The following is a 23908-nucleotide window of genomic DNA, read 5'->3' as shown; positions in this document are numbered from 1 at the left end:
GCTGCCAGGGGCGGGTTGCGATGGCGGCCGGGAGTGTATCATCGCCGGGTTATTTCCTATTCCGGATCCGTCCGACGCATGCGCAACTTCCTGCTGGTCGCCGCCCTGACCCTCTCCACCGCCGGCTGCGGCATCATCTACAAGCAGCCCATCTTCCAGGGCAACCTGATCAAGCAGGACGCCGTGGAGCAACTGCAGGTCGGCCAGAGCAAGCAGCAGGTGGCCGCGTTGCTGGGCACGCCGTCGATCCCCGACCCGTTCCATGCCCAGCGCTGGGACTACACCGCCAGCGAGCGCACCAACCGCCTGGCCACCACCCACATCAAGAACTTCACGGTGTTCTTCGAGGGTGACAAGGTGGCCCGTTGGGAAGGCGACTACTTCCCCAACCAGGACGAGGAGCTGGCCAAGAACTCGCGCAAGCTGTTCGGCCCCAACCTGGCCAAGGACAAGAAGAAGAGCGGCGGCGGGGAGTAATCCGCCGGCGCGGTTCTCAGGTGCGTGCGGCCCGGCGCCGGCGCGCCTCCTTGGGATCGACCCGCAGCGGCCGCAGCAGTTCCACGCGGTCGCCTTCGTGCAGCACCTGGTCCGGCGTGGCCAGCACCCCGAACACCGACCGCGCCACGGCCCGGTCCGCGTGGGGCAGGGCGGCGGCGGCCACCGCCTGGTCCACGCGCGCGCCCTCGGCAAGCTCCACCCAGGCCGATTCGCAGCCCCGGGGCCAGGCCATCACCACCTGCACGCGCATCAGCCGTCCTCGCGGTCGGCCACGCGGATGAAATCGTTGACCATGCGGTCGGCCAGGGCCTGGAAGCCGAGCATCAACGCCGGCACCAGCAGCCGCGACTTGGGCTCGAACTCCAGGGTGAGGGTGACCTTGCAGGCGTCCTCGCCCAGCGGCAGGAAATCCCACTGGCCCTGCAGGCGCTTGAACGGCCCGTCGCGCAGCTGCATGCGGATGCCGTGCGGCGGATCGAGCAGGTTCTCGGTCATGAACCAGGTGTGGAACGAGCCCAGCCCCAGATCCAGGCGCGCGACCATGCGGCGATTGTCCTGTTCCAGGACATCGGCATGTTCGCACCAGGCGAAGCGGCGCGGGTAGTCGGCGACATCGTTGACCAGGTCGAACATGCGCCCGGCATCGTGCTGGACCAGGGCGCTGCGGCGGATCGTTGGCATGGGCAGGAAGGATCGTCCGGAAGCCCCCGGATCGGAGACAATGGCGCAATGAGCAAGAAGACTGCAAAGGATAAGGCAAACGGCTCCAAGACGATCGCGCTGAACAAGCGCGCCCGCCACGAGTACGCGCTGGAGGACCGCTTCGAGGCCGGGCTGGCGCTGCAGGGCTGGGAGGTCAAGGCGATCCGCGCCGGGCGCGCCACCATCGGCGACGCCTATGCCTACGTGCGCGACGGCCAGATCTACCTGATCGGCTCGCAGATCACCCCGCTGATCCAGGCCTCCACCCACGTCATCGCCGAGGACCGGCGCACGCGCAAGCTGCTGCTGCATCGCCACGAGATCGACAAGCTGATCGGCCGCGTCGAGCGCGACGGCTACACGCTGGTGCCCACCGCCATGTACTGGTCCAAGAACCGGGTCAAGCTGGAGATCGCCCTGGCCAAGGGCAAGCAGGCCCACGACAAGCGCCAGGCCTCCAAGGACCGCGACTGGGAGCGCGACAAGCAGCGCGTCATGCGCCGCCACAACCGCGACGCCTGAGCGGCGATGAAGCGCGCCTGAGCCCGGCGCGCGCGCGGCTTGTGGGCGCCGGCGCGCGCCCCTACACTGCAACGGTCGGCAAACACCGATTTCCCCGGGGGTGTACTTGGTTTCGACGGGGGTCGCGAAGTTGCTTGGCGCATGCCGAGGGGGCAGCTTTCCTCGTAAATCCAGCGGCAAAACTCATAGTTGCCAACGACGACAACTACGCTCTGGCCGCTTAAGGCCTAGCCCCGAACCCACTTGTGCTCGTGCTCGTGGATGTAGGGTCATTATCACGGGATCGCCCGAAGCCGCCGCCTGTCGGCCAGGGTTAAATCAAGCAGGCTGGTTCCCCGGTGCGCTTCGCGCGTCGTGCTGCCGGGGAACGAGATCCAACGTCGCGCTAAGCATGTAGTGCCGGGGATGGAGTGCCTTCGGACGGCGGTTCGATTCCGCCCACCTCCACCAATCGAAAAGCCCAGCCGCTCGCGCGGCTGGGCTTTTTTCTTGTGCCGGATCGGCGCCAGCCCGGGCCGCGCAAGGTCGCGCGAGCGAAGTCCCCCTGCGCTTCACGGAGCTGCCTGTATACCCGCCGGCCAGACCGCCACCGCGGCTCCGGTCCGCCGTGCCGCCTGCCGGTCCGGGCAGCGCGGGGGAAGCGGCGAAAACCCGGCCTGCCATCCGGAGTAGCTGTCGCCGACCGCCGACCGCCGATTCCGTCGGCCCGTCAGCCCGTCGCCCTCCGTGCCTGCCGTCTGCCGTGCGTCTCGTCCGGGAATCCGTCCGCGCCTACGCGTCCCGCTGGCCCGTGCCTGGCTCGCGGCCTTCCTGCAGCAGCCGCCGCGCCGCCGCACGCGCCTCCTTGCTCACCTCCACGCCGCCGAGCATCCGCGCCAGCTCCTCCTGCCGCTGGCGCGCATCGAGCAGTTCCACCGCGCTCTGGGTCATGCCGTCCACCGGGGCCTTGCTCACCCGGTAGTGGGCATGGCCCTTGGCGGCCACCTGCGGCAGATGGGTCACGCACAGCACCTGGCAGCGCTCGCCGAGCGCGCGCAGCTTCTGGCCGACGATGTCGGCCACCGCGCCGCCGATGCCCGAGTCGACCTCGTCGAACACCATCGTCGGCACCGCGTCCACGCCGAGGGCGGCGACCTCGATGGCCAGCGAGATGCGCGAGAGCTCGCCGCCGGAGGCAACCTTGCGCAGCGGGCGCGGCGGCTGGCCGGCGTTGGCCGCGACCAGGAATTCCACGCGCTCGGCGCCTTGCGGGTCGGGACGCTCGCGCGGCTGCGGTTCCAGTTCGACCAGGAAGCGGCCGCCGCCCATGCCGAGCTCGCCGATGATGGCGGTGGTGTCGGCCGACAGCCGTTCGGCGGCACGGGCACGGCTGCGGCCGAGCACGTCGGCGGCCTGTTCCCAGGCCTGGCGCGCGCGCGCGATTTCCCCGTCCAGGACGTGCAGGCGCTCGCCGGCGCCGCGCAGCCGTTCCAGCTCCGTCGCCAGCGCCTGCCGCGCCTGGGCCAGCTCGGGCACCGTCACGCGATGCTTGCGCGCCAGGTCGTGCAGCCGCCCCAGGCGCAGTTCGACCTGTTCGAACTGCGCCGGATCGGCGTCCAGGTCGTCGCGCACGCGCTCGACCAGGCCCAGGGCCTCGTCGAGCTGGATGGCCGCGCTTTCGATCAGGCCGTCCACCTCGCCCAGGCGCGGCTCGTGCTCGATCACCCGGCCCAGCACGTGGCGGCAGCGTTGCAGCAGCGCCAGGGCCGCGCCGGCGCTCTCGCCGTTGAGGGCATCGGCGACCTGGCCGCAGGCCTCGGCCAGCGCGCTGGCGTGGGCCTGGCGGCGATGGCTGGCTTCCAGCGCCTCCAGGGAGGCCGGCTCCAGGTCCTCGCGCTCCAGCTCGTCGTACTGGTGGTGCAGGTAGTCGATGCGGTCGGACACGTCGCCCTGGCCCTGCAGGCGCTCGCGTTCCTCCAGCAGCGCCTGCCAGTGGCGCGCGGCCAGGCGCACCGCCTCGCGCTCGTCGGCGTTGTCGGCGTGGGCGTCGAGCAGGGCCAGCTGGCTGGCGCGCGACAACAGGGCCTGGTGCTCGTGCTGGCCGTGGATCTCCACCAGCCAGCCGGCCAGTTCCGCCAGCTGCGACAGCGTGGCCGTGCGGCCGTTGATCCAGGCGCGCGAACCGCCGTCGGCGCGGATGACGCGGCGCAGGTGGCAGGCGCCGTCCTCGTCCAGCGCGTTCTCGTGCAGCCAGACGGCGGCGGCCGGGGCGTCGGCCAGGTCGAACTCGGCCGCCAGCTCGGCGCGCTCGGCGCCGTGGCGGACCACGCCCGAATCGGCGCGCAGGCCGGACAGGAAGCCCAGCGCATCGACCATGAGCGACTTGCCGGCGCCGGTCTCGCCGGAGACCACGGTCATGCCCGGGCCGAAGTCCAGCTCGGTGGCGCGGGCGACGGCGAAATCCTTGATGGACAGGTGGGTCAGCATGGGCGGGAAGCTTAGAGGGCCGGCAACGGTTGCGAAATGGGGTAGGGCGCGGGACGCCGCCTGGCTTGCCAAGCGGCCGCGGAGACATTATCTAACAGGCATCTTCACGGAATGCTTACATGATCGCCCGCGCTTCGTCCCCGCTCGATTCCCGTGCCCGGCACCTGCTGCGGACGCTGATCTCGCGCTACATCCGCGACGGCGAGCCGGTCGGCTCCAAGACCCTGGCCGAGCAGGCCGGCCTGGACGTGAGCGCGGCGACCATCCGCAACATCCTGGCCGACCTGGAGGAATCCGGGCTGCTGCGCTCGCCGCACACCTCGGCCGGGCGCGTGCCGACCGCGCACGGCTACCGGGTGTTCGTGGACAGCCTGCTGCAGGTGCAGCCGCCCAGCGAGGACGAGGTGGCGCGCCTGCGCGGCGAGCTGGGCGCCGGTGCCGGCACCCAGGCCCTGCTCGGCAACGCCTCGCAGATGCTCTCGGCGATGAGCCACTTCGTCGGCGTGGTCAGCGCGCCGCGGCGCGAGCAGTTCGCCTTCCGCCACATCGATTTCGTGCCGCTCGACGCCGAGCGCGTGCTGGCCATCGTGGTGTTCTCCGACAACGAGGTGCAGAACCGGGTCATCCGCACCCGCCGCCCGTACGAGCCGGCGATGCTCGAGCGGGTGGCCAACCATCTCAACGAGCGCTTCGCCGGCCATCCGCTGACGGCGATCCGGGCGACCTTGCTGCACGAGCTGCGGCGCGCGCGCGACGAGATGCAGCTGCTGCTGACCGACAGCATCGAACTGGCCGGCCAGGCGCTGGCCCCGGCCGAGGAGGGCGGCGGCGTGGTGCTGGCCGGCCAGACCCGGTTGATGGGGGTGCAGGACCTGACCGACCTGGACCGCCTGCGCGAGCTGTTCGAGCTGTTCGCCAGCAAGCGCGAGATCCTGCAGCTGCTCGAGCGCACCGCGCGTGCGCCGGGCGTGCGCATCTTCATCGGCGAGGAGACCGGGCTGGTGCCGATGGAGGAGGTCTCGGTGGTCAGCGCGCCCTACGCCAACGGCGGCCGGGTACTGGGCGTGCTCGGCGTGATCGGGCCCAAGCGCATGGCCTACGACCGCATGATCCCGCTGGTGCAGGCCACCGCGCAGGCGCTCGGCGCGGCGATGGCGGATGCCGGCAGCGGCACCGGTGGCGAAGGCCGGACCCATCACGCTTGAAACACGGCGTTGCGCCCACATTGGGGATTGCAGAGGCGGGGCAGTGCCCGCCAGGGAACCGGAAATGACACAAGACCACCCCGAGTCCGCCACGGACAACGCGCAGGCCGGCGCCGAGCCGGCCGCCGAGCTGGAGGCGTTGCGCGGCGAGATCGCCCAGCTCAAGACCGAAGCGCTGCGCGAACGTGCCGACCTTGAGAACCAGCGCAAGCGCCTGCTGCGCGACGTGGAGAACGCGCGCAAGTTCGCCAACGAGAAGCTGCTCGGCGACCTGCTGCCGGTGTTCGACAGCCTCGATGCCGGCCTGGCCGCCGCGGCCGAATCCGGCCCGTTGCGCGACGGGCTGGAACTGACCCACCGGCAGCTGGCCAAGGTCGCCGCCGACAACGGCCTGACCGTCCTGGATCCGGCCGGCCAGCCGTTCAATCCCGAGCACCACCAGGCCATCAGCCAGGTCGAGGCCCCCGAGGGGCTGGCGCCCGGGAGCGTGGTTCAGGTGTTCCAGAAGGGCTATCTGCTCAACGACCGCCTGCTGCGCCCCGCGCTGGTGGTGGTCGCCCGGCACGACTGATCCGCAGGCCGCCCGGACCCGGCGGCTGGCAGCAAGTTTCGATAGATGGCTTGAATGGGTCCGGGCCATCCCCACATCGGGTACCGGAACCCGGCAGCGCCGGAACGGAATCCCCAAGAAAACCTTTCGCAGGAGTCAAACATGGGCAAGATCATCGGCATCGACCTCGGCACGACCAATTCGTGCGTGGCGATCATGGAAGGCGGCAAGGCCCGCGTCATCGAGAATTCCGAGGGCGATCGCACCACGCCCTCGATCGTCGCCTACACCAAGGACGGCGAAGTGCTGGTGGGCGCGTCGGCCAAGCGCCAGGCGGTGACCAACCCGAAGAACACCTTCTACGCGGTCAAGCGCCTGATCGGCCGCAAGTTCACCGACGCCGAGGTGCAGAAGGACCTCGACCACGTGTCCTACAAGATCGTCGCCCACGACAACGGCGATGCCTGGGTGGAGACCGGCGACGGCAAGAAGCTGGCGCCGCAGGAGATCTCCGCGCAGGTGCTGGAGAAGATGAAGAAGACCGCCGAGGACTTCCTGGGCGAGAAGGTCACCGAGGCGGTCATCACCGTGCCGGCCTACTTCAACGACAGCCAGCGCCAGGCCACCAAGGACGCCGGCCGCATCGCCGGGCTGGACGTCAAGCGCATCATCAACGAGCCCACCGCGGCGGCGCTGGCCTACGGCCTGGACAAGGGCGACAACAAGGACCGCAAGATCGTCGTCTACGACCTGGGCGGCGGCACCTTCGACGTGTCGGTGATCGAGATCGCCAACGTCGACGGCGAGAAGCAGTTCGAGGTGCTGGCCACCAACGGCGACACCTTCCTCGGCGGCGAGGACTTCGACAAGCGCATCATCGATTACCTCGTCGAGGAGTTCCAGAAGGACCAGGGCATCGACCTGCGCAAGGACCCGCTGGCGCTGCAGCGCCTGAAGGATGCGGCCGAGCGCGCCAAGATCGAGCTGTCCTCGGCGCAGCAGACCGACGTCAACCTGCCGTACATCACCGCCGACGCCACCGGTCCGAAGCACCTGAACATCAAGCTGACCCGGGCCAAGCTCGAGGCGCTGGTGGAGGACCTGATCAAGAAATCGATCGATCCGTGCCGCATCGCGCTCAAGGACGCCGGCCTGAGCGCCAGCAACATCGACGAGGTGATCCTGGTCGGCGGCCAGACCCGCATGCCCAAGGTGCAGCAGGCCGTGGCCGAGTTCTTCGGCAAGGAGCCGCGCAAGGACGTCAACCCGGACGAGGCCGTGGCCATCGGCGCGGCGATCCAGGGCGGCGTGCTCGCCGGCGACGTCAAGGACGTGCTGCTGCTGGACGTGACCCCGCTGAGCCTGGGCATCGAGACCCTGGGCGGGGTGATGACCAAGATCATCGACAAGAACACCACGATCCCGACCAAGGCCTCGCAGACCTTCTCCACCGCCGAGGACAACCAGTCCGCGGTCACGGTGCACGTGCTGCAGGGCGAGCGCGAGCAGGCCCGCTACAACAAGTCGCTGGCCAAGTTCGACCTGACCGGCATCGAGCCGGCGCCGCGCGGCCTGCCGCAGGTGGAGGTGTCCTTCGACATCGACGCCAACGGCATCCTGCACGTGTCGGCCAAGGACAAGAAGACCGGCAAGGAGCAGAAGGTCGAGATCAAGGCCGGTTCGGGCCTGTCCGAGGAAGAGGTGCAGCGCATGGTCGCCGATGCCGAGGCGCACCGCGACGAGGACAAGAAGTTCCAGGAGCTGGTCGCCGCGCGCAACCAGGCCGATGCGCTGATCCATTCCACCCGCACCGCGATCACCGAGCACGGCAGCAAGGTCGGCGGCGAGGTGATCGGCAAGGTGGAGGCGGCGCTGTCCGACCTGGAGGCCGCGCTCAAGGGCGAGGACAAGGCCCAGATCGAGGCCAAGTCCAAGGCGCTGGAGGAAGCCGGGCAGTCGCTGTACGCGGCCGCCGCCGCTGCCGCGCAGGGCGGCGCCTCGGCCGGCCCGTCGGCCGGTGCCGCCGGCGGCCAGGCCCCGGGCGGCGACGACGTGGTCGATGCCGAGTTCACCGAAGTCAAGGACGACGACAAGAAGTAAGCCCGTCGGGGCGTGGATCGGGAGCGGGGCCTGCGGGTCCCGCTCCTTTCGTGTCTGCCGCCGCGATTTCGCGCGGCGAGCGTTCTTTCGGCCCGGTGGCGCTTGAAGCGGCGCCATCGGCCCCCCATGTGACAGGCCATGAGCAAGCGCGACTACTACGAGGTGTTGGGCGTGACCCGCACCGCCAGTGCCGAGGAAATCAAGAAGGCGTACCGCCGCTGCGCGATGAAGTACCACCCGGACCGCAATCCGGGCGATGCGCAGGCGGAGGTCATGTTCAAGGAGTGCAAGGAGGCCTACGAGGTCCTGGCCGACGACGGCAAGCGCCAGATGTACGACGCGCACGGCCATGCCGCCTTCGAGGGCGGCTTCGGTGCCGGCGGCCCCGGCCCGGACATGGGCGACATCTTCGGGGACATCTTCGGCAACATCTTCGGCGGTGGCGGGGCACGCGCGGCCCGCCGCGGCGCCGACATCGGCTACGTGATGGAACTGGACCTGGAAGAGGCCGTGGCCGGGGTCGAGCGGCGCATCGAGGTGCCGACGCTGGCCGAGTGCGGGCACTGCCACGGCTCCGGTTCGGAGGACGGCAAGGTCGAGACCTGCACCACCTGCGGCGGGCGCGGCCAGGTGCGCATGCAGCGCGGCATCTTCGCCATGCAGCAGACCTGCCCGGCCTGCGGCGGGCGCGGCCAGGTGGTACGCAATCCGTGCGGCGAATGCCACGGTGCCGGCCGCGTGGAGGAAGAGAAGGTGCTGCAGGTCAAGGTGCCCGCCGGCGTGGATACCGGCGACCGCATCCGCCTGGCCGGCGAGGGCGAGGCCGGGCCGGCCGGCACCTCGCCGGGCGACCTGTACGTGGAGATCCGCGTGCGCGAGCACGCCATCTTCCAGCGCGACGGCGACGACCTGCACTGCGAGGTGCCGATCCGCATCTCCCAGGCCGCGCTGGGCGATACCGTGCGCGTGCCCACGCTGGGCGGCGACGCGGAGATCCGCATCCCCGCCGAGACCCAGACCGGCAAGCTGTTCCGCCTGCGCGGCAAGGGCGTGCGCTCGGTGCGCAGCCGCACGCCCGGCGACCTGTATTGCCGGGTGGTGGTGGAAACCCCGATCAACCTCACCGCCGAGCAGCGCAAGCTGCTGCAGCAGTTCGAGACCACCTTCAGCGGCGAGGAAGGGCGCAAGCATTCGCCGCGCTCGGCCACGTTCCTGGACGGGGTCAAGGGCTTCTGGGAGCGGATGACCTCCTGATGCCGGCAGCCGACGCGCGCGGCCGGAGGCCGTGCGTGTCCTTGGTGCTGGCTTGCGTGTTCCCGAGGCCGGCCGCACGGCCTGCCATGCGCATGAAGGTGCCGCCGCCATGCCACGACGTACGGCGATGGCTCGCGCACACGGCCGGGTGGCGCGCGACGGCGCGGTCCGTCGGCGCCGACGATGGGTGCACCGCGGCCGGGCGCGGCCGTAGAATGCGGCGATGAGCGAACAGGCAAGTCATCTGGTGCATGGTCGCCGGCAGCGCCCCGACGGGCCCTCGCCGGTGGATGTGATCTCGGTGCAGTCGCAGCTGGTGTACGGCTATGCCGGCAACAGCGCGGCGGTGCCGCCGTTGCGGCAACTGGGCATGCGGGTGGCGGAGATCCCGACCACGCTGCTGAGCAACGCGCCCTTCTACGACACCCTGCGCGGGCGCATCCTGCCGGTGGACTGGTTCGGCGACCTGCTGCTCGGCGCCAGCGAGCGCGGCCTGCCGGGACGGGCCAAGGTGCTGATCTCCGGCTATTTCGGCAGCCTGGACAACGGCGAGGCCTTCGCCGACTGGCTGGACGGGCTGGATGCACCGCAGCTGCGCTACTGCCTGGATCCGGTGATCGGCGACACCCACACCGGCCCCTACGTGGAGCCGGCGCTGGAGCGCGTGTTCGTCGAGCGCCTGGCGCCGCGCGCCTGGCTGGTCACGCCCAACGCCTACGAGCTGGGACGGCTGACCGGCCTGCCGGCGCTGGCCGAGGACGATGCCATCGCCGCCGCGCGGGTGCTGCTCGCGCGCGGCCCGCACTGGGTGCTCGCGCACAGCGTGGCCGGCGCCGACGGCGAGCTGGTGACGCTGGCGGTGAGCCGCGATGCGGTCTGGCGCTGGACCACGCCGTACCTGCCGGTGGACGTGGCCGGCACCGGCGACGTGCTGATGTCGCTGCTGGTGGCGTTCCTGTTGCGCGGAGAGTCCTTCGAGCAGGCCGCCAGCCGCGCGATCGCCGGCGTGCACACGGCACTGGAGGCCACCCTGGCCAACGACTACGAGGAGTTCGACGTGGTCGCCGCGGCCCCGGCCGCGCTGGAACGGGCCGAGCGCTTCCGCCCCGTCCGCCTGGCATGATCCCGCCGCGTCCGGTCGTCGGCATCGTCGGCAGCGCCGGTGCCTACGGACGCTGGCTGCGCGCTTTCTTCGAGCGGCGCATGGGGCTGAAGGTGATCGGCCACGACCCGGCCGACCCGGCCTCGGACAGCCCGCAGGCGCTGGTGGAACGCGCCGACGTGCTGGTGTTCTCCGCCCCGATCCGCCATACCCCGGCGCTGATCGCCGAGTACGTGCGGCTGTCGGCCGGGCGCGAGCGCGGCCGGCTGTGGCTGGACATCACCTCGGTCAAGGCCGCGCCGGTGGCGGCGATGCTGGCCTCGCAGGCCGAGGTCGCCGGCCTGCATCCGATGACCGCCCCGCCGAAGACGCCCACGCTCAAGGGCCGGGTGATGGTGGTGTGCCGGGCGCGCGTGGATGCCTGGGCCGGCTGGCTGCAGGCACTGTGCGAGGCGCTGCAGGCCGAGTGCGTGCCCGCCGATCCCGAGTACCACGACCGGGTCATGGCGCTGGTGCAGGCCATGGTCCACGCCAGCCACCTGGCCCAGGCCGGGGTGCTGCGCGAATACGCGCCCGCGCTGGGCGAATTGCCGGCGCTGCTGCCGTTCCGCTCGGTCGCCTTCGAGCTGGATACCGCGTCCGTCGCCCGGATCCTGTCGCTGAACCCGGCGATCTACGAGGACATCCAGTTCGGCAACCCCTACGTGGCCGAGATGCTCGGCCGCCTGCTGGCGCAGCTGCAGGCCCTGCACGCGCTGGTGGTGCGCGGCGACGACGCCGCCCGCGCGCAGTTCCGCGACCGCTTCCTGCAGCGCAACCACCAGGCGCTGGAGAGCGGCCTGGCCGCCGGCAACTACACCTTCGAGCGCGTCGGCTACCTGCTGGCGGACCTGGCCGGGACCCGCGCGCTCAGCGTGTACCTGCCCGAGGACCGGCCGGGCTCGCTGCGTGCGCTGCTGCATGTGTTCGAACGCCATGGCGTCAACCTGGCCTCGATCCATTCCTCGCGCACGCCGGCCGGCGAGCTGCATTTCCGCATCGGCCTGGAGAACGGCGTGGACGCGCCGGCGCTGGCCGCGGCGGCCGCTGAGATCGACGCCACCGGGATCGGCCGGGTGCTGGCGCCGGCCTGAGCGGCTACAGCGTCAGCTGCACGCTGCCGTCGGCGGTGCGGAAGCTGCGCCCGTCGCGCAGCAGCGGGCGGCCGTCCTCGAGCTGATAGCGCAGCGGTTCGGCCGGCCGGCGCTCGGTGGTAGGGATCGGCGGCGCGCCGGGGTCGCGGAATTCCAGGACCACGTGGGGCACGCCGTTGGCATCGGTGGCCGGGAACTGGCGGAAGGACATCGCGGCACCTCCTGCGGGACTGTGGGCTGGGCCAGGGCCGGTGCGGGACCGGCGCGGCCAGCTTCGGCAGCGGGCCGTTAGCGCGGCGTGGTCACTGGATGAACTGCAGCCGCGCCAGCTCGGCGTACAGCCCGCCCTGGGCGAGCAGCTCCTCGTGGCGTCCCTGGGCGACGATGCGGCCGTGGTCCATCACCACGATGCGATCGGCGCGCAGCACCGTGGCCAGGCGGTGGGCGATGACCACCGTGGTGCGCCCGGCCATTAGCCGCTCCAGGGCCTGCTGCACCGCCTGCTCGCTCTGTGCGTCCAGTGCGCTGGTGGCCTCGTCCAGGAGCAGGACCGGGGCGTCGCGCAGCACCGCGCGGGCGATGGCGATGCGCTGCTGCTGGCCGCCGGACAGGCGCGCGCCGCGCTCGCCCAGCTCGCTGTCGTAGCCCTGCGGCAGGGCGCGGATGAAGGCATCGGCCTCGGCCGCGCGCGCGGCCGCCTCGATTTCCCCGCGGCCGGCCTCCAGGCGGCCGTAGCGGATGTTCTCGGCGGCGCTGGCGGCGAACAGCGTCGGCTGCTGCGGCACCAGCGCCATGTGCCGGCGCAGGGTGTCCGGCGCCAGTGCGCGCACGTCCACGCCGTCCAGGGTGATCGCGCCTTCCTGCGGGTCGTAGAAGCGCAGCAGCAGCGCCAGCACGGTGCTCTTGCCGGCGCCGGATGGGCCGACCAGGGCGACCGACTCGCCCGGGGCGATGGCCAGGCTGAAATCCTCCAGCGCCGCCGCGTCGGGCCGCTGCGGGTAGCGGAAGGTGACGTGCTCGAAGGCCAGGGCGCCGCGGACCGGCTCGGGCAGGGCGAGCGGCCGCGCCGGCGCGGTGATCCGCGCGCGTTCGTGCAGCAGCTCGGCGATGCGGCCCATGCCGCCGCTGGCACGCTGCAGGTCGTTCCACACCTCGGCCAGCGAGGCGACCGAGCCGCCGCCGATCAGCGCGTACAGCACGAACTGGCCGAGCGTGCCGGCCGTCATGGTGCCGGCGATCACGTCGCGCGCGCCGGACCACAGCACCGCGGTGATCGCGCCGAACACCAGCACGATGGCGATCGCCGTGACCCAGGCCTGGGCCCCGATGCGCCGCTGCGCGGTGGCCACCGCGTCGGCCACGGCGCGGGCGAAGCGGCCGCGCTCGTAGGTCTCGCGGGCATTGGCCTGCACCGTGCGCACCGCACCGAGGGTCTCGGCGGCGAGCTGGTTGGCGTCGGCGACGCGGTCCTGGCTGGCGCGCGAGACCTTCTGCAGGCGGCGCGCGCCGAACACGATCGGCAGGACCGCCAGCGGGATGCCCAGCAGGGTGTAGGCGGCCAGGCGCGGGCTGGTGATGCACAGCATGGCCAGCGCGCCGACCATGGTCACCGTGCTGCGCAGGGCCACCGACATGGTCGAGCCGATCACCCCGCGCAGCAGCTCGCTGTCGGCCGACAGGCGCGAGACCAGCTCGCCGCTGCGGCTGCGGTCGTGGAACTGGGCGTCCAGCCCGATCAGGTGGCCGTACAGGCGCTCGCGCAGGTCGGCCACCACCTTCTCGCCCAGCAGCGAGACGAAGTAGAAGCGCGCGGCGGTGGCCAGGGCCAGCACCACGGCCACGCCGAACAACAGCAGGAACACCCGGTCGATCTGGGTGCCGCCGCCGGAGAAGCCCTGGTCGATCATGTGCTTGACCGCCGCCGGCAGGCTGAGCGTGGCGGAGGAGGAGAGCGCCAGCGCCACCAGCCAGGCCGCGAACAGCCCGCTGTGGCGGCGGACGAAGGGCCAGAGCGTGCGCAGGCTGCCCAGGCGGCGCAGCCCGCGGGTCTCGGTGTCGGTCATGCCGGATCTTCCAGGAAGCGGATGCGATTGCGGGTGGCATCGCGCAGGCGGGTTTTCAAGGCCCCGACCCGGTCGGCAGGCAGGCGCAGGTTCATCCTGACGCCCTCGGCAAGGTAGTCCTCGCCGAGCTTGTCCGCCGAATGGGCAGCCAGCGCGGCATGCACGGTGCCGATGTCCTCGAAGGCGCAGGCCAGCGCCAGGGCGGCCTGCACCACGATCGGCTGGCGCGGGGCCAGGCGCAGGCACTCGGCGGCCACGCCGCCGTAGGCGCGCACCAGGCCGCCGGCGCCGAGCTTGATGCCGCCGAACCAGCGCGTGACCACGACCACCACCCGGTCCAGGCCCTGGCCGTCGATCGCGGCCAGGATGGGACGGCCGGCGGTGCCGGCCGGCTCGCCGTCGTCGCTGGAGCGGTAGTCGCCGCCGATGCGCCATGCCCAGCAGTTGTGGGTGGCCTGCGCATCGCCGGCCTGGCGCACGAAGTCCAGCGCCGCCGCGCCGTCGGCCACCGGTGCGGCCTGGGCGAGGAAGCGGCTGTGCTTGACGTCCAGCGCGTGCCGGACCGGTGTGGCGAGGGTGTCGGCCATGCCCCGATCCTAACCGCGCCGGGCCGGGCGCAGGCCCGCGGGTGTCGCCGTCAACCCATCATCGCCTTGCGGCGCTTCTCGTCGATCCACTTGGAGGCCTGCGCCGGCACGTAGCCGCGCATCCATGCCAGCAGGGCATCGATGTCCTCGCCGTACCACAGGTCGGCGCGCTGGTCCGGGTGCAGGAAGCGCTGCGCGACCATGCGGTCGATCATCTGGATCAGCGGGGCGTAGAAGCCGTCCATGTCCAGGAACGCGCACGGCTTGGTGCCGATGCCGAGCTGGCGCCAGGTGAGCATCTCGAAGATCTCCTCCATGGTGCCGAAGCCGCCGGGCAGGGCGACGAAACCGTCGGAGAGCTCGAACATGCGCCGCTTGCGCTGGTGCATGGTCTCCACGATCTCCAGCTCGGTCAGGCCGCGGTGGGCCACTTCCCACTCGGCCAGCTGGCGCGGGATCACGCCGTGGACCTGGCCGCCGGCGGCCAGGGCGGCGTTGGCCACCGTCCCCATCAGGCCGACGTTGCCGCCGCCGTAGACCACGCGGATGCCCTCGCGGGCCAGCCGGGTGCCCAGCGCGGCGGCGCGCTCGGCGAAGACGGGATCGGCTCCGGCATTGGAGCCGCAATACACGCAGATGCTTTTCATTGGATCTCGGGGCAGGCGAAAACGGGGAACGGGAGCGGCGGGGCATGCGCCGGGCCGGGAAAGCAAGAACGCCGGCATCGCTGCCGGCGTTCCGCGGGAGGGGCAGGGGCGGGCTTACGCCCACGTCCTCCCCTGCAGGCTCAGTTGGCCTTGTGGATGGCGCGCTTGTGCACGGCCATCGCGGCGTCGTGGATGCTCTCGGACAGGGTCGGGTGGGCATGGCAGATGCGCGCCAGGTCGTCGGCCGAACCGCTGAATTCCATGGTCAGCACGCCCTCGTGCACCAGCTCGGACACCACCGGGCCGACCAGGTGCAGGCCGAGCACGCGGTCGGTCTCGGCATGCGCCAGCACCTTGACGAAGCCGACCGCCTCGTCCATCGCCACCGCGCGGCCGTTGGCCGCGAACGGGAAGGTGCCGGACTTGTACGGCACGCCCTCGGCCTTGAGCTGCTGCTCGGTCTTGCCGACCCAGGCCACCTCCGGCTCGGTGTAGATCACGTAGGGGATGGTGTCGTAGTTGACGTGGCCGGGCAGGCCGGCGATCAGCTCGGCCACCTCGATGCCTTCCTCGAAGCCCTTGTGCGCCAGCATCGGCCCGCGCACGCAGTCGCCGACCGCCCACACGCCGTCCACACCGGTGTGGCAGTGCTCGTCGACCACGATGCGGCCGCGCTCGTCGACCTGCACGCCGGTGCCCTCGGCCAACAGGCCCTTGGTCGCCGCGCGGCGGCCCACGGCCACCAGCAGCTTGTCCACCACCAGCGTCTGTTCGCCGGCCGCGTCGGTGTAGCTGATGACCACTTCCTTCTTCTTGCCCTTGCCGGCGACCTCGGTCTTGGAGACCTTGGCGCCGAGGCGGATGTCCAGTCCCTGCTTCTTGTATTCCTTGGCCGCGGTCTTGGCGATCTCGGCATCGGCGGCGGGCAGGAAGTCCGGCAGCGCCTCGAGGATGGTGACTTCCGCGCCGAGGCGGCGCCACACGCTGCCCAGCTCCAGGCCGATCACGCCGGCGCCGATCACCGCCAGGCGCGCCGGGGTCTCGGTGAAGTCCAGCGCGCCGACGTTGTCGACGATGGTCTCGCCGTCGAACTTGGCGAACGGCAGCTCGATGGAATCCGAGCCGGCGGCGATGATCACGTTGGTGCCCTTGAGCTCGACCTCGTCGCCCTCGTGCGGCTTGATCTTGACCACGTTGCCCGGCTGCAGCTGGGCGTAGCCGTAGTACGCGGTGACCTTGTTGGCCTTGAACAGCAGGCCGATGCCGCCGGTGAACTGCTTAACGATCTTGTCCTTGCGGGTGATCATCGCCGGCACGTCGATCGCGGCGTCCTTGAAGCTGATGCCGTGGTCGCCGAACTGGTGGTTCATGTTCCAGAACTGGTGGGACGAGTCCAGCAGCGCCTTGGACGGGATGCAGCCCACGCGCAGGCAGGTGCCGCCGAGTGCCGGCTTGCCGTCCTTGCCCAGCGCGGCGTCCACGCAGGCCACCTTCATGCCGAGCTGGGCGGCGCGGATGGCGGCGTGATAGCCGGCCGGGCCGGCTCCGATGACGACGACGTCGTATTGTTCGCTCATTTCATTCGCTCACGGGAATGGGGAATGGGAGACGGGAAGGCGCACGGGCGGCCGGTTCCCGTCCAGGTCCAGGCGGGAACGGAGGGGGGCGTTCCCGCCCCGGCGTCCGTTCCCGATTCCCGGCTTACAGCCCGAACAGCATGCGGTCCGGGTTCTCCAGCTGGTTCTTGATGTCCACCAGGAACTGCACCGAATCCTTGCCGTCGATGATGCGGTGGTCGTAGGACAGGGCCACGTACATCATCGGCGCGACCACCACCTGGCCGTTCTCGGCAATCGGGCGGTCCTTCATGGCGTGCATGCCGAGGATTGCGCTCTGCGGCGGGTTGACGATCGGGGTGGACAGCAGCGAGCCGAAGGTGCCGCCGTTGGTGATGGTGAAGGTACCGCCCTGCAGGTCCTCCAGGGTCAGCTTGCCGGCGCGGGCGCGGGTGGCGAAGTCGGCGATGCCCTTCTCGATGTCGGCGAAGGACATGCGCTCCACGTTGCGCAGCACCGGGGTCACCAGGCCCTTGTCGGTGGACACGGCGATGGAGATGTCGCTGTAGCCGTGGTAGATGACGTCGGTGCCGTCGATGGAGGCGTTGACCAGCGGGAAGCGCTGCAGCGCGTTGGCCGCGGCCTTCACGAAGAAGCTCATGAAGCCGAGCTTGATGCCGTGGGCCTTGACGAAGTCCTCCTGCAGCGCCTTGCGCGCGGCGACGACCTTGGCGAGGTTGATCTCGTTGAAGGTGGTCAGCATCGCGGTGCTGTTCTTGGACTGCAGCAGGCGCTCGGCGATGCGCTGGCGGATGCGCGTCATCGGCACGCGCTCCTCCGGGCGGGCGCCGGTGGCGGTGGCCGCCCCGCCGGAGCGGGCGTAGTTGACGATGTCCTCCTTGGTCACCGCGCCGTGGCGGCCGGTGCCGGACACCTCGGCGGGATTCACGCCCTCGGTGATGGCGGCGAAGCGCGCGCCCGGCGGCAGGGTATCGACGCCGCTGCTCTTGGCGGCAGGCGCCGGGGCGGCGGCCGCTGCCGCTGCCGGCTTGGCCGGGGCCGGTGCCGGGGCGGCAGGCGCGGGAGCCGCAGGCGCGGCCGGGGCCGGTGCGGCGGCTTCGGCCTTGGGCTCGGCCGGCGCGGCCGCGGCGACGGCGCCTTCCTCGATCACCGCCAGCACCTGGTTGCTGGTGACGGTGTCGCCCTCCTTGAACTTGACCTCCTTCAGCACGCCATCGACCGGCGAAGGCACTTCCAGCACGACCTTGTCGGTTTCCAGGTCGACGAGGTTCTCGTCGCGCTTGACCGCTTCGCCAGCCTTCTTGTGCCAGCTCGCGATGGTGGCGTCGGATACGGATTCGGGCAGTACCGGGACTTTGACTTCGGTGACCATGCGTTGGGCTTCCTGGTGTTCGTTATCGAAGGGGGTGATGGAAGTGAGGGGTTACTCGGCGACCTGGTCGTCGAAGGGGTTGACCAGCGCATCGGCCACCAGCTGCTTCTGCTGGGCGACGTGGTCGGCCATGTGGCCGGCCGCCGGCGACGGCGAACGGGCGCGGCCGGCGTAGTGCAGGTTCTGGCCCGGCTGCAGGCAGGCCTGCAGGTGGTGGCGGATCTGGTACCAGGCGCCCTGGTTCTGCGGCTCTTCCTGGCACCACACCACGTCGGCACCGGCGTAGCGCTTGAGCTGCTCGACCAGCAGTTCGCGCGGGAACGGGTACAGCTGCTCCACGCGCAGGATGGCCACGTCGTCCTGGCCGCGGGCGAGCTTGTCCTCCAGCAGGTCGTAGTAGACCTTGCCAGCGCACAGCACCACGCGCTTGACCTGGGCCGGATCGGCCGCGCCGTCGGGAATCAGGTGCTGGAAGTGGCCGTTGGCCAGATCGTCCAGGCTGGACACGGCCAGCTTGTGGCGCAGCAGCGACTTGGGCGTCATCACCACCAGCGGCTTGCGGGTGGTCATGCGCAGCTGGCGGCGGATCATGTGGAAGCACTGCGCCGGGGTGGTGGGCACGCACACCAGCATGTTCTGCAGCGCGCACAGCTGCAGGTAGCGCTCCAGGCGCGCGGAGCTGTGTTCCGGGCCCTGGCCCTCGTAGCCGTGCGGCAGGAACAGCGCCAGGCCGGAGATGCGGCCCCACTTGGCCTCGCCGGCGGCGATGAACTGGTCGATCACCACCTGCGCGCCGTTGGCGAAGTCGCCGAACTGGGCCTCCCAGATGCACAGGGTGTTGGGATCGGTGGTGGAATAGCCGTACTCGTAGGCCAGCACCGCCTCCTCGCTGAGCAGCGAGTTGACCACCGCGGCCGACTCCGGATCCTTCACCAGCTGGTGCAGCGGGGTGTAGGTGGCATCGCTCTTCTGGTCGTGCAGCACCGCGTGGCGGTGGAAGAAGGTGCCGCGCTCCACGTCCTCGCCGACCAGGCGCAGGCGGTGGCCCTCGTCGAGCAGGGTGGCGTAGGCCAGGTTCTCGGCGAAGCCCCAGTCCGCCGGCTGCTCGCCGGCCGCCATCTTGGCGCGGTCGCCGTAGATCTTGGCCACGCGCGGGTGCAGGGTGAAGCCGTCCGGGACGGTGTTGATGGCCTTGGCCATCGCGTCCAGTTCCTTGCGCGGCACGCGGGTGTCGATGTCGTCGTCCAGGCCGCCGACCAGGTAGCTGGACCAGTCGATGGCGGTCTTGTCCGGATTGCGCTTGGCCAGCTCGGTGGTGTACTCGCCGGAGTCCAGCTTGGCGCGGTAGCCGTCCACCAGGGCCTGGGCCTCGCCGGCGGCGATCACACCCTCCTTCTCCAGCTGCGCGGCGTACAGCTCGCGCGGGGTCTGGTGGCTGCGGATCACCTGGTACATGACCGGCTGGGTCACCGCCGGCTCGTCGGCCTCGTTGTGGCCCCAGCGGCGGTAGCACACCAAGTCGATGAACACGTCCTTCTGGAACTTCTGGCGGAACTCGTAGGCCAGCTTGGTCACGTAGACCACCGCGTCCGGGTCGTCGCCGTTGACGTGGAACACCGGCGCCTCGACCATCTTGGCCACGTCGGTGCAGTACAGCGTGGAGCGGTCGTCGGACTCGCTGGTGGTGAAGCCGATCTGGTTGTTGATGACGATGTGCAGGGTGCCGCCGACGCCGAAGCCGCGCAGCTGCGACATCTGCAGCAGTTCCATGATCACGCCCTGGCCGGCCAGGGCGGCGTCGCCGTGCACCAGCACCGGCAGCACGCGCTTGCGTTCGCTGTCGCCGTAGCGTTCCTGGCGCGAGCGCACCGAACCGGCGACCACCGGGTCGACGATCTCCAGGTGCGAGGGGTTGAAGGCCAGGGCCAGGTGGACCGGATTGCCGGCGGTGACCACGTCGGCGGAGAAGCCCATGTGGTACTTGACGTCGCCGGTGCTGGCGCGGTCGTCGTGGGCGTGCTCGAACTTGCCCTCGAACTCGTCGAACAGCTTGCGCGGGTTCTTGCCCAGGGTGTTGATCAGCAGGTTCAGGCGGCCGCGGTGGGCCATGCCGATGACCACGTCCTGCACGTCGGTGCGGCCGGCGTCCTGCACCAGCGTGTCCATCATCGGGATGAACGAATCGCCGCCTTCCAGCGAGAAGCGCTTCTGGCCGACGTACTTGGTGTGCAGGTAGCGCTCCAGGCCCTCGGCCGCGGTCAGGCGCTCGAGGGTGCGCTTGCGCGAGGCGGTGTCGCCGGCCCAGGCGCCGCCGTCGTTCTCCATGCGCTGGTAGATCCAGCGGCGCTGCTCGGCGTCGCTGATGTGCATGAACTCGGCGCCGATGTGGCCGGCGTAGGTCGCCTTCAGGCGCCCCAGCAGCTCGCGCAGCTTCATGCGCGGCTGGCCGGCCACGCCGCCGGTGCTGAACTCGCTGTCCAGGTCGGCGTCGGAGAGGTGGTGGAAGGCCAGGCCCAGGTCGGGCGGGTTGACCGGGGCGACCAGGCCGAGCGGATCGAGCTGGGCGCCGAGGTGGCCGCGCGCGCGGTAGGCGGTGATCAGGCGGCCGACGTTGCGCTCGCGCTCGTCGGAGATCGGGACGCCCGCGCCGGAGGCGGCCTGGCGGGCGGCCTCGGTGATGTGGGCGATGACGGCCGAGTGCGGCACGTCGCCGGCTTCGCGGCCCTTGAGGCCGTCGAAGTAGGACTTCCACTCCGGTTCGACGCTGTCGGGAGAGACGAGGTACTGCTCGTAGAGCTCCTCCACGTAGGAGGCGTTGCCGCCGGCGAGCTGCGAGGTCTGCGCAAACTGCTTGAGTAGATTGTCCACGATGTTGGCCGATCGCTTGGAAATGGTCTGATGGGGCCTGGCGGATCCCGGAGGGGCGGCCAGAAGGCATCACGGTCGGAAATTATAGACCCGGGATGTCAAGGAATTGATGCGTGGGCACCGGCCGCGACGGTGTGCGGCCGGTGCCGGTACAGGCTCATGGCGTGGTCTCGTCCTCCACCTCGTCCTGCCCGGCGAGGCGATAGTGGCCTGCCTGCAGCAGGTCCCACACCGCATCGCGCCCCCGCGCGGACAGGCGTGCGTACTGGTGCCCGTCCACGCTCTCGGCCGCGGCCAGCGCCCGCGCGTCGTTCACGCCGACGTGGAATTCCAGGCCGCTGCAGAACAGGGTCGCGCCGCGGCTGGCGCGGCGCCAGGCCAGGCGCGACCACGGGAAGCGCTGCAGCACCCGGCCGGCGGCCAGGGCGGCTTCCACGTCCGCGCGCGGCGGCAGGTCCGGCGGCGGCACGACCTCGCCGGAGGCGCGATAGGTGGTGACGAAGCGGCCGAACCAGTCGCCCAGCCGGTCCGGGTCGTTCATGCGCAGCGCATTGAGCGCGGCGATGGCGCGGTGCATGGCGGCCGGGTCGATCTCGTAGGGGTCGGCCGCCGCCTGCAGGTCCTCGTCGTGGTAACGCACCGCCTCGTCGGCACCGTCGACCAGGGTATCCAGGTAGTCGGCGATCAGTTCGGCCGAGGACGGCGCGCGCATGCCGACCGAGAAGGTCAGGCACGGATCCTCGGCCACGCCGTGGTGCGGCACCAGCGGCGGCAGGTAGAGCATGTCGCCCGGCGCCAGCACCCAGTCGTGGGTGGGCGCGAACCGGCGCAGCAGCTTGATGTCCACGTCGTCGCGGAAGGCCAGGTCGGGGGCCTTGCGGCCCATCGCCACGCTGGCGTCGATCTGCCAGCGGCGCAGCCCGTAGGCCTGCAGCAGGAACACGTCGTAGTGGTCGACGTGGGCGCCGACCGAGCCGCCGGTGGCGGCGAAGCTGATCATGATGTCGTCGATGCGCCAGCGCGGCAGGAAGCGGAAGTGCTCCAGCAGCGCGCGCACGTCCGGGTCCCACTTGTCCACGTCCTGCACCAGCAGGGTCCAGTCGTGGTCGGGCAGGCCGGGGAAGTCCTCCTCGGCGAACGGGCCGGTGCGCACGTTCCAGCGCCCGCTGGCCCGGTCCAGGCTGACCATGCGCGCCAGCACGCCGTCCTCGCAGGCCAGGCCGGCCAGGTCCTCCGGGGTCACCGGCGTCTGGAAGCCGGGGAAGGCGTTGCGGATCAGCAGCGGGCGCTTGTGCCAGTAGTCGCGCAGGAAACGCGCGACCGGCATGCCCAGCGGGTACTGGCCGCTGGCCTGGATCTCGAAGGGAAGGGCGGGGGACTTGGCGGTTTTCTTGGTCATCGGGATGCACGCCCCTGTGGCGTGGCGCGGACGGGAGAAGGGAGGATGCAGGCATCGTCGCCGGCGCCGGTTTCCGGAACATTGATGCGGATCAACATGGCCGGGGGCGGGCAGGGCGAAGGGCGGAGCCGTTCAGGTCGCGCACGCCGGGCGCGTGCCGGCGGAGCGTATGCGCCGACAGGCATGTGCCGGCCCTGGAATGCCGCATGGAGGGAGGGCGCGGTGGCGCCCACCGGACGCGTGCCTGACCGGCACGCGGCGGTCGTGGCTCCGGGATGGCCGGCTGCGAAGCGATGCCGCCGCTGCGAGGCGGCGAATTTCCGGCGGCGCCGGATGAGAACAGGGCCCGCCAGCCCCCGGCACGCCCGCGGCAGCGCCGGCCCGGGGCCGGTGCCTGCGGCGGCGCCGTGGGCACGGTCGGCCGACCCGTGGGCTGGCGCATCGCCGGGCATGGTTCAGATCGCCCGTGCCAGCCGCTCGGCCAGGCCGGTGTAGTGCCCCGGGGTCAGCGCCAGCAGGCGCTGCTTGTCGGCCTCGGGCAGCGCCAGCCCGGCGATGAACGCCTGCATGGCCTCGGCGCTGATGCCGTGGCCGCGGGTCAGCGCCTTGAGCTGCTCGTAGGGATTGGGCAGGCCGTGGCGGCGCATCACCGTCTGCACGGCCTCGGCCAGCACTTCCCAGGCCGCGTCCAGGTCGGCGTCCAGGCGCTCGGGATTGACGGTGAGCTTGCCCAGGCCCTTGGCCAGCGAGTCCAGCGCCACCTGGGTGTGGCCGAAGGCGGTGCCCAGCGCGCGCAGCACGGTGGAGTCGGTCAGGTCGCGCTGCCAGCGGCTGATCGGCAGCTTGGCGCTGAAATGCCCGAACAGGGCGTTGGCGATGCCGAAGTTGCCCTCGGCATTCTCGAAGTCGATCGGGTTGACCTTGTGCGGCATGGTCGAGGAGCCGACCTCGCCTTCCTTGAGCTTCTGCCGGAAGTAGCCCAGCGAGACGTAGCCCCAGACATCGCGGGCCAGGTCGATCAGCACGGTGTTGGCGCGGCGCACGGCATCGCCGATCTCGGCGACGTTGTCGTGCGGCTCGATCTGGGTGGTGTAGGGGTTGAACACCAGGCCCAGGCTTTCCACGAAGCGGCGCGCGAACGCCGGCCAGTCCACGTCCGGGTAGGCGATCACGTGGGCGTTGTAGTTGCCGACCGCGCCGTTGATCTTGGCGGTCAGCTCGACCGCGGCGACCTGGCGGATCTGCCGGTCCAGGCGCGCGACGACGTTGGCGATCTCCTTGCCCAGGGTGGTCGGCGAGGCGGTCTGGCCGTGGGTGCGCGAGAGCATCGGCTGGGCCGCCTGCACGTGCGCCATTTCGCGCAGGGCCTGGGCGATGCCGTCCAGGGTCGGCAGCAGCACCTCGGCGCGGGCGCGGGCCAACATCAGGCCGTAGGACAGGTTGTTGATGTCCTCGCTGGTGCAGGCGAAGTGCACGAATTCCAGCGCCGGGGCCAGCTCGGCGTCGTCGCGCAGGCGCTCCTTGATGAAGTACTCCACCGCCTTGACGTCGTGGTTGGTGGTGCGCTCGATCGCCTTGACCCGGGCGGCGTCCTCCACCGAGAAGTCGTCGGCCAGCCCGCGCAGGCGCGCGGCCGCGCCGGCGGAGAACGGGGCCAGTTCGGGAATGCCCGGCTCGTCCGCCAGCGCCAGCAGCCAGGCGATCTCCACCCGCACGCGGGCATGGATCAGGCCGTATTCGGAGAAGATCGGGCGCAGGACGTCGACCTTGGCGGCGTAGCGGCCATCGAGCGGGGACAGGGCGAGCAGGGCGGAATCCGGCATGGCGACGGCGGGAAGCGGGGAAGAGGTCGTCCATTCTAGC

Annotated in this window: 20 protein-coding genes and 1 other RNA gene; 9 read left to right on the top strand and 12 right to left on the bottom strand. The window is 70.9% G+C overall.

Annotation, left to right across the window (positions count from 1 at the left end):
* Positions 1-78: 78 nt before the first annotated feature.
* Positions 79-477 carry an outer membrane protein assembly factor BamE gene (locus BN3794_RS09315; protein WP_066096450.1) on the top strand — a complete coding sequence of 133 codons (399 nt, stop codon included), beginning with the start codon at positions 79-81 and terminating at the stop codon, positions 475-477.
* Positions 478-493: 16 nt separating this feature from the next.
* On the opposite strand, the gene BN3794_RS09310 is transcribed toward BN3794_RS09315, so the two are convergent.
* Positions 494-748, bottom strand: coding sequence for an RnfH family protein (locus BN3794_RS09310; RefSeq protein ID WP_066096447.1), 255 nt, complete (start codon positions 746-748; stop codon positions 494-496).
* Positions 748-1179, bottom strand: coding sequence for a type II toxin-antitoxin system RatA family toxin (locus BN3794_RS09305; RefSeq protein ID WP_066096444.1), 432 nt, complete (start codon positions 1177-1179; stop codon positions 748-750). Before BN3794_RS09305 ends, BN3794_RS09310 begins: the two co-directional genes overlap by 1 nt.
* A gap of 48 nt (positions 1180-1227) precedes the next feature.
* On the opposite strand from BN3794_RS09305, the gene smpB reads away from it, so the two are divergent.
* Together smpB and ssrA are read left to right on the top strand one after the other, a co-directional pair.
* The gene (smpB, locus tag BN3794_RS09300; protein WP_066096438.1) at positions 1228-1722 is read left to right on the top strand and encodes an SsrA-binding protein SmpB; all 495 of its coding nucleotides are present in this window, start codon (positions 1228-1230) and stop codon (positions 1720-1722) included.
* Between the two features lie 96 nt (positions 1723-1818).
* Positions 1819-2172: a transfer-messenger RNA gene (gene ssrA, locus BN3794_RS09295) on the top strand.
* A 321-nt stretch (positions 2173-2493) separates the two neighbouring features.
* Here the strand turns inward: ssrA and recN are convergent.
* Positions 2494-4188: a DNA repair protein RecN gene (gene recN / locus BN3794_RS09290; protein WP_066096434.1), complete on the bottom strand. Its 1695-nt coding sequence runs from the start codon at positions 4186-4188 to the stop codon at positions 2494-2496.
* A gap of 119 nt (positions 4189-4307) precedes the next feature.
* Here recN and hrcA point away from each other — a divergent pair, with 119 nt between their 5' ends.
* From hrcA to BN3794_RS09260, 6 genes are all read left to right on the top strand, one after another.
* On the top strand, positions 4308-5393 hold the full coding sequence (gene hrcA / locus BN3794_RS09285) for a heat-inducible transcriptional repressor HrcA (RefSeq protein ID WP_066096431.1): 1086 nt from the start codon (positions 4308-4310) through the stop codon (positions 5391-5393).
* Between the two features lie 64 nt (positions 5394-5457).
* Positions 5458-5964, top strand: a complete 507-nt coding sequence (grpE, locus tag BN3794_RS09280; protein ID WP_066096428.1) for a nucleotide exchange factor GrpE — start codon at positions 5458-5460, stop codon at positions 5962-5964.
* 141 nt (positions 5965-6105) lie between these two features.
* A complete protein-coding gene (dnaK, locus tag BN3794_RS09275; RefSeq protein ID WP_066096424.1) occupies positions 6106-8043 on the top strand; it encodes a molecular chaperone DnaK in 1938 nt (645 codons plus the stop codon).
* Positions 8044-8181: 138 nt separating this feature from the next.
* A complete protein-coding gene (dnaJ, locus tag BN3794_RS09270; protein ID WP_066096422.1) occupies positions 8182-9297 on the top strand; it encodes a molecular chaperone DnaJ in 1116 nt (371 codons plus the stop codon).
* Between the two features lie 223 nt (positions 9298-9520).
* The gene (pdxY, locus tag BN3794_RS09265; RefSeq protein ID WP_066096419.1) at positions 9521-10420 is read left to right on the top strand and encodes a pyridoxal kinase; all 900 of its coding nucleotides are present in this window, start codon (positions 9521-9523) and stop codon (positions 10418-10420) included.
* Positions 10420-11532 carry a prephenate dehydrogenase gene (locus tag BN3794_RS09260; protein WP_147675745.1) on the top strand — a complete coding sequence of 371 codons (1113 nt, stop codon included), beginning with the start codon at positions 10420-10422 and terminating at the stop codon, positions 11530-11532. Before pdxY ends, BN3794_RS09260 begins: the two co-directional genes overlap by 1 nt.
* A gap of 4 nt (positions 11533-11536) precedes the next feature.
* On the opposite strand, the gene BN3794_RS09255 is transcribed toward BN3794_RS09260, so the two are convergent.
* The 9 genes from BN3794_RS09255 to purB all read right to left on the bottom strand — a co-directional run bounded on the left by BN3794_RS09255 (position 11537) and on the right by purB (position 23868).
* Positions 11537-11743, bottom strand: a complete 207-nt coding sequence (locus BN3794_RS09255) for a hypothetical protein (RefSeq protein WP_066096413.1) — start codon at positions 11741-11743, stop codon at positions 11537-11539.
* A 91-nt stretch (positions 11744-11834) separates the two neighbouring features.
* A complete protein-coding gene (locus tag BN3794_RS09250; protein WP_066096410.1) occupies positions 11835-13595 on the bottom strand; it encodes an ABC transporter transmembrane domain-containing protein in 1761 nt (586 codons plus the stop codon).
* Positions 13592-14182, bottom strand: coding sequence for an IMPACT family protein (locus BN3794_RS09245; RefSeq protein ID WP_066096407.1), 591 nt, complete (start codon positions 14180-14182; stop codon positions 13592-13594). The genes BN3794_RS09250 and BN3794_RS09245 overlap by 4 nt, the downstream gene beginning before the upstream one ends.
* A gap of 50 nt (positions 14183-14232) precedes the next feature.
* The gene (locus BN3794_RS09240; protein WP_066096404.1) at positions 14233-14829 is read right to left on the bottom strand and encodes an LOG family protein; all 597 of its coding nucleotides are present in this window, start codon (positions 14827-14829) and stop codon (positions 14233-14235) included.
* Between the two features lie 140 nt (positions 14830-14969).
* Positions 14970-16406, bottom strand: a complete 1437-nt coding sequence (gene lpdA, locus BN3794_RS09235) for a dihydrolipoyl dehydrogenase (RefSeq protein ID WP_066096402.1) — start codon at positions 16404-16406, stop codon at positions 14970-14972.
* Positions 16407-16530: 124 nt separating this feature from the next.
* The gene (gene sucB, locus BN3794_RS09230) at positions 16531-17778 is read right to left on the bottom strand and encodes a dihydrolipoyllysine-residue succinyltransferase (RefSeq protein WP_066096399.1); all 1248 of its coding nucleotides are present in this window, start codon (positions 17776-17778) and stop codon (positions 16531-16533) included.
* 51 nt (positions 17779-17829) lie between these two features.
* Positions 17830-20646 (bottom strand): 2-oxoglutarate dehydrogenase E1 component, encoded by a 2817-nt coding sequence (locus BN3794_RS09225; protein ID WP_066096396.1) that lies wholly within the window; start codon positions 20644-20646, stop codon positions 17830-17832.
* Between the two features lie 157 nt (positions 20647-20803).
* The gene (locus BN3794_RS09220; protein WP_078059672.1) at positions 20804-22045 is read right to left on the bottom strand and encodes a ribosomal protein uL16 3-hydroxylase; all 1242 of its coding nucleotides are present in this window, start codon (positions 22043-22045) and stop codon (positions 20804-20806) included.
* Positions 22046-22500: 455 nt separating this feature from the next.
* The gene (gene purB, locus BN3794_RS09215; RefSeq protein ID WP_066096393.1) at positions 22501-23868 is read right to left on the bottom strand and encodes an adenylosuccinate lyase; all 1368 of its coding nucleotides are present in this window, start codon (positions 23866-23868) and stop codon (positions 22501-22503) included.
* Between the last annotated feature and the right edge of the window lie 40 nt (positions 23869-23908).

Origin of the sequence: Xanthomonas massiliensis, from assembly GCF_900018785.1 — a bacterium.
Lineage (GTDB): Bacteria > Pseudomonadota > Gammaproteobacteria > Xanthomonadales > Xanthomonadaceae > Xanthomonas_B > Xanthomonas_B massiliensis.
The sequence above is the reverse complement of the archived record's forward strand: the minus strand, read 5'-3'. Positions and strand labels throughout refer to the sequence as shown.

Excerpts from the sequence above, each read along its gene's own strand:
- grpE (WP_066096428.1), top strand. The coding sequence starts at position 5,458 with ATGACACAAGACCACCCCGAGTCCGCCACGGACAACGCGCAGGCCGGC.
- BN3794_RS09220 (WP_078059672.1), bottom strand. The coding sequence starts at position 22,045 with ATGACCAAGAAAACCGCCAAGTCCCCCGCCCTTCCCTTCGAGATCCAG.
- BN3794_RS09310 (WP_066096447.1), bottom strand. The coding sequence starts at position 748 with ATGCGCGTGCAGGTGGTGATGGCCTGGCCCCGGGGCTGCGAATCGGCC.
- BN3794_RS09240 (WP_066096404.1), bottom strand. The coding sequence starts at position 14,829 with ATGAAAAGCATCTGCGTGTATTGCGGCTCCAATGCCGGAGCCGATCCC.
- BN3794_RS09255 (WP_066096413.1), bottom strand. The coding sequence starts at position 11,743 with ATGTCCTTCCGCCAGTTCCCGGCCACCGATGCCAACGGCGTGCCCCAC.
- dnaJ (WP_066096422.1), top strand. The coding sequence starts at position 8,182 with ATGAGCAAGCGCGACTACTACGAGGTGTTGGGCGTGACCCGCACCGCC.
- BN3794_RS09305 (WP_066096444.1), bottom strand. The coding sequence starts at position 1,179 with ATGCCAACGATCCGCCGCAGCGCCCTGGTCCAGCACGATGCCGGGCGC.
- pdxY (WP_066096419.1), top strand. The coding sequence starts at position 9,521 with ATGAGCGAACAGGCAAGTCATCTGGTGCATGGTCGCCGGCAGCGCCCC.
- BN3794_RS09315 (WP_066096450.1), top strand. The coding sequence starts at position 79 with ATGCGCAACTTCCTGCTGGTCGCCGCCCTGACCCTCTCCACCGCCGGC.
- recN (WP_066096434.1), bottom strand. The coding sequence starts at position 4,188 with ATGCTGACCCACCTGTCCATCAAGGATTTCGCCGTCGCCCGCGCCACC.
- dnaK (WP_066096424.1), top strand. The coding sequence starts at position 6,106 with ATGGGCAAGATCATCGGCATCGACCTCGGCACGACCAATTCGTGCGTG.
- smpB (WP_066096438.1), top strand. The coding sequence starts at position 1,228 with ATGAGCAAGAAGACTGCAAAGGATAAGGCAAACGGCTCCAAGACGATC.
- sucB (WP_066096399.1), bottom strand. The coding sequence starts at position 17,778 with ATGGTCACCGAAGTCAAAGTCCCGGTACTGCCCGAATCCGTATCCGAC.
- purB (WP_066096393.1), bottom strand. The coding sequence starts at position 23,868 with ATGCCGGATTCCGCCCTGCTCGCCCTGTCCCCGCTCGATGGCCGCTAC.
- BN3794_RS09250 (WP_066096410.1), bottom strand. The coding sequence starts at position 13,595 with ATGACCGACACCGAGACCCGCGGGCTGCGCCGCCTGGGCAGCCTGCGC.
- lpdA (WP_066096402.1), bottom strand. The coding sequence starts at position 16,406 with ATGAGCGAACAATACGACGTCGTCGTCATCGGAGCCGGCCCGGCCGGC.
- BN3794_RS09245 (WP_066096407.1), bottom strand. The coding sequence starts at position 14,182 with ATGGCCGACACCCTCGCCACACCGGTCCGGCACGCGCTGGACGTCAAG.
- hrcA (WP_066096431.1), top strand. The coding sequence starts at position 4,308 with ATGATCGCCCGCGCTTCGTCCCCGCTCGATTCCCGTGCCCGGCACCTG.